Genomic DNA, 6860 nt, shown 5'->3' on the forward strand with positions numbered 1-6860 from the left:
ACCGCCAGCCAGTACAGATACAGGAGCAACTCGGAGAACGGCCGGGGGCTGTAGGTGATCGTCCGCTGCAGCAGGAAGCCGATGCCTTGGGTCCGGTAGGCGGAGAAGATGGCGAACTCGTCGACGTCCCAATGCCCGCCCAGCACCAGGACGAGGTGCATCAGCACGACCAGGCCGGCGACCAGGACGACAAGCCATGACAGGAGCGCGGCGGCCCTGCCGGTGGTTGGGGATGGTCCGCCCCCGGCCTGCGCGCCGGCGTCCGCTCGCGGCGTCATGCTACAGCCGCGCCATCACCAGCCGGGAGAATTCCTCGGCGAACCGCCACTTCGCGCTGGTGCCGGCGGCGAGGATCATCTCCTCCAGCCCGTCGGCCGCCATCTGGCGGATACGCTCGACCAGTTCGTCCGCCGTCCCGACGATGCAGGTGTCGCGGATCAGTTGCGCATCGATCAGGTCCGCCTCGCCGGGATGCAGGTCATGGTAGTGGAACTCGTGCGTCCGGAAGTGCCGGTGTTCGGGCTGGGTCTGCTCCACCAGGGCGCAATAGGGCTTCCAGATGCGGCTGAGGAACGGGGGCGGGTCGATGCCGCGTTCATGCACCGTGTCGTAGAAGTAGTAGACGCTGGCCATGATGTTCGGTCCGACGGCGTGCTTGACGCGGTCGGAGTCGACGGCCTCGCCCGGCTCCAGCAGCACGACGTTCAGCAGCGAGGCGTTGCGGAAGCCCGTCATGTCCCGCCCGCCGCGCGCGGCGCCCTGGCGGGCGTGGCCCAGCGCCTCCTGCACCGGCACGCCGCGGGGCGGGATGGCGAAGATCAGCCCGTCGCCGTATTCCCCGGCCAGCGCCATCGCCCGCGGCCCGAACCCGGAGACATACAGGGGAATGCGCGGTTCGAGGTTCATGAACCGGTCCTCGTGCCGCAGCATCCGCACCGGGCGCGGCTTGCCGCCATAGGCGTAGTCGACGGTCTCGCCGTCCAGCAGGGCGCGCAGCACGCGCAGGTATTCGCCGAAGGCGGCGATGGTCATCGGCTTCTGGCCCATGGTGCGCATCGCGGTGTTGCCGGTGCCGATGCCCAGCATGGCGCGCCCGGGCGCGAGGCGGTTCAACGTCGCCATTGCCGCCACCTGGACCGGCGGGATGCGCGTGCCGCAGATCGCGGTGCCCGGTCCGACGCGGATGCGGCGGGTCTGCTGCAGGGCCAGCGCGCAGACGGCGTAGACGTCGGAATACAGCATCTGGCTGTCGGCGACCCAGACGGCGTCGTAGCCCAGGGTCTCGGCGCAGCCGAAAAAGCCGATCTCGTCGATGTCGGCCAGGGTCATGAAGCTGAATTTCATTCCGAACGTATCCCCGTTTGCCCTGCCCGGTCGGCGGGCGAGAGGCGATTCCGTGCGCGATCTTCGGTATGAACGCTTGCCGGTCAATGGTCACTGGGCTAACGAAGCAGACAGACACGGCCGATCGCAACCGCCCGTCGCGCTTGGCCCAGCTTGAACGGAGACTGCCGCGTGTCAGCGACGACCCACGACGATCATCACGCAGAGCATCACGACCACCATCCGGGGTTCGTGGCCCGCTGGCTCTTCAGCACCAACCACAAGGACATCGGGACGCTGTACCTGATCTTCGCGGTGGTCGGGGGCCTCATCGGCGGCGGGCTGTCCGACATCATGCGGCTGCAGCTATTGCACCCGCACAACACCGTCATCACCGTGGGCCAGACCTGGAACACGATCATCACCTCGCACGGGCTGCTGATGATCTTCTTCTCGGTCATGCCGGCGCTGATCGGCGGGTTCGGCAACTGGTTCATCCCGCTGATGATCGGCGCGCCGGACATGGCGTTCCCGCGGCTGAACAACATCAGCTTCTGGCTGCTGCCGCCGGCGCTGGTGCTGATCATGATCGGCCTGTTCATGGACGAATCCGGCACCGGCTGGACGCTGTACCCGCCGCTGTCCGAAGCGACCTATGAACACGGCATGGGCATGGACTGCACGCTGTTCGCGCTGCACCTGGCCGGCGTGTCGTCGCTGCTGGGCTCGATGAACTTCATCGTCACCATCTTCAACATGCGCGCCCCGGGGATGACGCTGCACAAGATGCCGCTGTTCATCTGGGCGGAGCTGGTGACGGCCTTCCTGCTGCTGCTGTCGGTCCCCGTGCTGGCGGGCGCGATCACCATGCTGATCTGCGACCGCAACTTCGGCACCGCCTTCTTCGATCCGACCCAGGGCGGCGACCCGGTGCTGTTCCAGCACCTGTTCTGGTTCTTCGGCCATCCTGAAGTCTACATCATGATCCTGCCGGCCTTCGGCATCGTCAGCCACGTGATCTCGACCTTCTCCCGCAAGCCGATCTTCGGCTACCTGGGCATGGTCTACGCGATGGTGGCGATCGGCGTGGTCGGCTTCGTGGTGTGGGCGCACCACATGTTCGTCTCGGGCATCGCCGTCGACACCCGCGCCTACTTCATGGCCGCGACGCTGGTCATCGCGGTGCCGACGGGCGTGAAGATCTTCTCCTGGATCGCGACGATGTGGGGCGGGTCGATCGAGTTCAAGACGCCGATGCTGTGGGCCGTCGGGTTCATCTTCGTCTTCACCGTCGGCGGCGTGACCGGCGTGGTGCTGGCGAACGCAGGCATCGATGAGGTGCTGCACAACACCTATTACGTGGTGGCGCACTTCCACTACGTGCTGTCGCTGGGCGCGGTGTTCGGCATCTTCGCCGGCTTCTACTACTGGATCGGCAAGATGTCGGGCCACCAGTATCCGGAGTTCTGGGGCAAGGTGCATTTCTGGATGACCTTCATCGGCGTCAACCTGACCTTCTTTCCGCAGCACTTCCTGGGCCTGTCCGGCATGCCTCGCCGCTACCCGGACTATCCGAACGCCTTCGCCGGGTGGAACTTCGTCTCCTCGATCGGTGCGTTCATCTCCGGCGCGGCGGTGCTGGTGTTCCTCTATGTCTGCTACCGCACCTTCACCTCGAAGGAGCATGTGGCCGACAATTACTGGGGCGAGGGCGCGACGACGCTGGAATGGACCCAGACCTCGCCGCCGGCATTCCATACCTATATGGAGCTGCCACGTATTCGCTGATTTAAATTGCCCGGTGCAGGTCGGCATGGCAGGAACTTTCTGTCATGCCGACTCGCCGCTTTCTGATTTCAGCCCTTCCGTCCACGCTTCTGGCGACTCGCGCGTTCGCTGAACCGGTCGGCAGCTTCCAGGATTTCCTGCGCTCCGTCGGGGCCGAGGCGCGGCGGGCCGGCATCTCCCAGGCGACGCTCGACCGGGCCTTCGCGGGCATCAGGCCGAACGAGAAAGTCCTCGAACGCGACCGCCACCAGCCCGAGTTCACCCTGACCTGGGCGAAGTACCGCTCGATCGTCATCACCAGCAAGCGGATCACCGACGGGCGCGCCGCCTTCGCCGCCCACCGCCTTCTGTTCCAGCGCGTCCAGCAGCGCTACGGCGTGTCCGCCGGCGCGATCGTCGGCATCTGGGGCATCGAATCGAGTTTCGGCACCGGCACCGGCTCCTTCAACGTCATCGAATCCCTGGCCACGCTCGCCTGGGACGGGCGCCGCGCCAGCTTCTTCCGCGGCGAGTTGCTGGCGGCACTGAAGATCCTCAATCACGGCGACGTCTCGCCGGCGGCGATGACCGGGTCCTATGCCGGCGCCATGGGCCAGCCGCAGTTCATGCCGACCAGCTACCTGCGCTACGCCGTGGATTTCGAGGGGCATGGCCGGCGCGACATCTGGACCAGCACGCCCGACGTCCTGGCTTCGATCGCCAACTACCTGGCCGAGTCGGGCTGGCGGGCGGGGCAGGGCTGGGGGCAGGCGGTGGTGCCGCCCCGGGGCATGACCGCGCCCGGCCGCGATGCTACCCGCCCGCTGGGCGAATGGGCGCGCGCCGGGGTCCGTCCGGTCATCGGCCGCTGGGTCGCCACCGCGGACATGCCGGCGGGGCTGATCGCGCCGGACGGCCCGACCGGCGAAGCGTTCCTCGTGTTTCCCAACTTCAACGCGATCCGCCGCTACAACCCGTCGGACTATTACGCGCTGGCGGTCGGGCTGATCGGCGACCAGGTGGTGGCGTGACCCTCCGCGCCCCGGGTCTCCATGCCCCGGGTCTCCATGCCCAGGGTTTCCGCGCCTTGGGTTTCCGCGCCTTGGGTTTCCGCGGCTTGGGTTTCCGCACCTTGGGCCTGGGTTCGGCCGCCGCCGCGCTGGTCCTGTCCGGGTGCACCCCCGCGCCGACGCCCCACCCGCACTACGTCCTGGGGCCGGCGTACCAGGCCGGCGGCGTCTGGCACTATCCGCGCGACGTCGACACGCTGGACGAGACCGGTATCGCGGCGATCGCGCGCAAGCCCCCAAGCGGCCTGACCTCGGACGGCGAGGTGTTCGACCAGGGGGCGCTGGCCGCCGGTCATCCCACCATCCAGCTCCCGGCCATCGCGCGCGTGACCAACCTGGAGAACGGGCGGCAGGTCGTGGTCCGGATCAACGACCGCGGCTCCGGCGATCCGCACCGGCTGATCGAGGTCACGCGCCGGGCCGCCACGCTGCTGGACTTCCCGCCGGACGGCCTCGCACGGGTGCGGGTGGAACTGCTGCCGCGGGAAACCGAGGCGGCGGTGGATTCCGTGCCCGGCGCTCCGAAACTGGCCGTCGCCGCGGCGCCGCGCAGCGCGATCGAAACGACCGACCTGCCGGCGCCCGGAACGCCCGCAGCGATCGCCGCCCCGTCCGCTTCCACGCCGGTCCCCCTGCCGGGTCCGGACGATACGGCGAAGCCGGCCGCCGAACCCCTGCGCCTGCCGGAGAGGCTGACGCAGGTCACGCCCAATCCCGGCCGCCTGGTCGTCAGGCTCGATACGTTCGACGAGTTCCAATATGCCGCGGCCCAGCAGGCCAAAATGGCGGCGGCGGGCGCGCATATCGTCTATCTTACCAGCGGGCGAGGACAACAGTTCCGAGTCGATGTCGGTCCGCTGCCGTCCATCGCACGGGCGGACGCCGTGCTGGATCAGGCGCTCGCCCTCGGAATCCCGGATGCCCGGATCGTGGTGGAGTGACAGGACCATGTCGAAGCTGACCCGCCGAACCGCCTTGTTTGCATCCGTCGCGCTGGTCTCGGCGCCGGCGCTGGCGCAGCCGAAACGCGGGGCGCGGGCGGAGAAAGTCGCTCGGAAGGGGAAGGACGCCGACCCGACCGGCTCGCCGGCCGATACGCCGCTGGGCCCGGTCGATACCACGGCCCGCTGGGCCTATGCGATGGACTACAACACCGGCGCGACGCTGCTCGACAAGCAGGGCGACGATGAGATGCCGCCATCCTCCATGACCAAGCTGATGACGCTCTACATCGTCTACAGCCGACTGAAGGAAGGGCGGCTGAAGCTCGACGACGAACTGCCGGTGTCGGAAAAGGCCTGGCGGATGCAAGGCTCGAAGATGTTCGTCCAGGTCGGCACCAGCGTGCGGGTGGAGGACCTGATCCGCGGCGTCGTCGTCGATTCCGGCAACGACGCGGCGATCGTGCTGGCTGAGGCGATCGGCGGGTCCGAGGAACAGTTCGTCGAAATCATGAACGCCACCGCCAAGAAGCTTGGCCTGACGCATTCCTACTTCAAGAACTGCACCGGCTGGCCCGATCCCGAACATCACATGAGCTGCCATGACATCGCGGTCCTGGCGGCGGCGATCATCCGCGAATTTCCGATGTATTACCATTACGACTCGGAAAAGACCTTCAAGTATAACGGGATCGAGCAGCAGAACCGGAACCCGATGGTGCAGAAGGGCACCGCGGACGGCCTGAAGACCGGCCATACCGAGGCCGGCGGCTATGGCGTGGTGGCGAGTTCCCTGCGCAACGGGCGGCGCGTCATCCTGGTGCTGAACGGCATGGCCACCAACCGCGAGCGCTCCGAGGATTCCGAGCGGCTGATGGATTGGTGCTTCTTCAATTTCGAAGACGTAACGCTGTTCGCGGCGGGCGACGTGGTCGATCGCGTGCCGGTCTGGCTGGGCGCGGATTCGACCGTCCCGTTGGTCGCCGGCAAGGACCTGGTCGTGACCATGCCGCGCAACTGGCGGCAGAAGGCGTCGATCAAGATCAGCTACGACGCGCCGATCACCGCGCCGGTGATGAAGGGGGACCAGGTCGGCAAACTGGTCGTCTCCGGCGACGGCGTCCCCAATCTTTCCGCCCCCCTGTTCGCCGCCGAGGACGTGGCTCGGCTTGGCCTGCCCGGACGGGCGATCGCGGTGCTGTCGAAATACGTCACCGGCACGTGAGCCAACGGGACGAGAGTCACCGGGACGAGAGTCACCGGGATGCGGGCCTCCGGAATGTGGACCTCCGGGACGTGGGCCTCCGGGACGTGGGCCTCCGGGACGTGGGCCTTCTGGGGCGCGGCCGGTTCATCACGCTGGAGGGCGGGGAAGGGGCCGGCAAGACGACGCAGGCCGACCTGCTGGCGCGCGCGCTGACCGCCAGGGGGGAGACGGTGGTGCGGACGCGTGAGCCGGGCGGCGCGCCGGGGGCGGAACTGCTGCGCGGCATCCTGTTGAACGGCGGCATCGACTGGTCGCCCCGGGCCGAGACCCTGCTTCATTTCGCTGCCCGTTCGGAGCATGTCGCGAAGACCATCGAGCCGGCGCTGGCGCGCGGGGACTGGGTGGTGTGCGACCGGTTCTATGATTCGACGATGGCATACCAGGGGTACGGGCAGGGGGCGGATCGCGGGTTCATTTCCGAACAGGTACGGCTTGCCGGGATCGTTCCGGATGTGACGATCGTGCTGGATGTGCCGGAGGCCGTGGCCGCCG

At 67.7% G+C, this 6860-nt stretch carries 7 protein-coding genes; 5 read left to right on the forward strand and 2 right to left on the reverse strand.

Annotated features, from left to right (window positions below; all coding sequences use genetic code 11):
• Positions 1-278: hypothetical protein (locus tag VHB27_RS23730; protein ID WP_325605294.1), on the reverse strand; the 278-nt coding region annotated here is incomplete at its 3' end.
• A gap of 1 nt (position 279) precedes the next feature.
• Positions 280-1344, reverse strand: a complete 1065-nt coding sequence (locus tag VHB27_RS23735; protein WP_325605296.1) for an LLM class flavin-dependent oxidoreductase — start codon at positions 1342-1344, stop codon at positions 280-282.
• 171 nt (positions 1345-1515) lie between these two features.
• Between VHB27_RS23735 and ctaD the strand changes: the two genes are divergently transcribed.
• From ctaD to tmk, 5 genes are all read left to right on the forward strand, one after another.
• Positions 1516-3111, forward strand: a complete 1596-nt coding sequence (gene ctaD, locus VHB27_RS23740) for a cytochrome c oxidase subunit I (RefSeq protein WP_325605298.1) — start codon at positions 1516-1518, stop codon at positions 3109-3111.
• 44 nt (positions 3112-3155) lie between these two features.
• Complete coding sequence (locus VHB27_RS23745) at positions 3156-4121, forward strand: lytic murein transglycosylase (RefSeq protein ID WP_325605301.1); 966 nt, start codon at positions 3156-3158, stop codon at positions 4119-4121.
• Positions 4118-5101, forward strand: a complete 984-nt coding sequence (locus VHB27_RS23750) for a septal ring lytic transglycosylase RlpA family protein (protein ID WP_325605303.1) — start codon at positions 4118-4120, stop codon at positions 5099-5101. The genes VHB27_RS23745 and VHB27_RS23750 overlap by 4 nt, the downstream gene beginning before the upstream one ends.
• A gap of 7 nt (positions 5102-5108) precedes the next feature.
• Positions 5109-6326, forward strand: a complete 1218-nt coding sequence (locus tag VHB27_RS23755) for a D-alanyl-D-alanine carboxypeptidase family protein (protein WP_325605305.1) — start codon at positions 5109-5111, stop codon at positions 6324-6326.
• A 71-nt stretch (positions 6327-6397) separates the two neighbouring features.
• Positions 6398-6860 (forward strand): dTMP kinase (gene tmk, locus VHB27_RS23760; protein WP_325605307.1); only part of this gene is annotated, 463 nt, incomplete at its 3' end.

The sequence above is a fragment of the Rhodopila sp. genome, from assembly GCF_035548235.1.
Classification (GTDB): Bacteria; Pseudomonadota; Alphaproteobacteria; order Acetobacterales; family Acetobacteraceae; genus Rhodopila.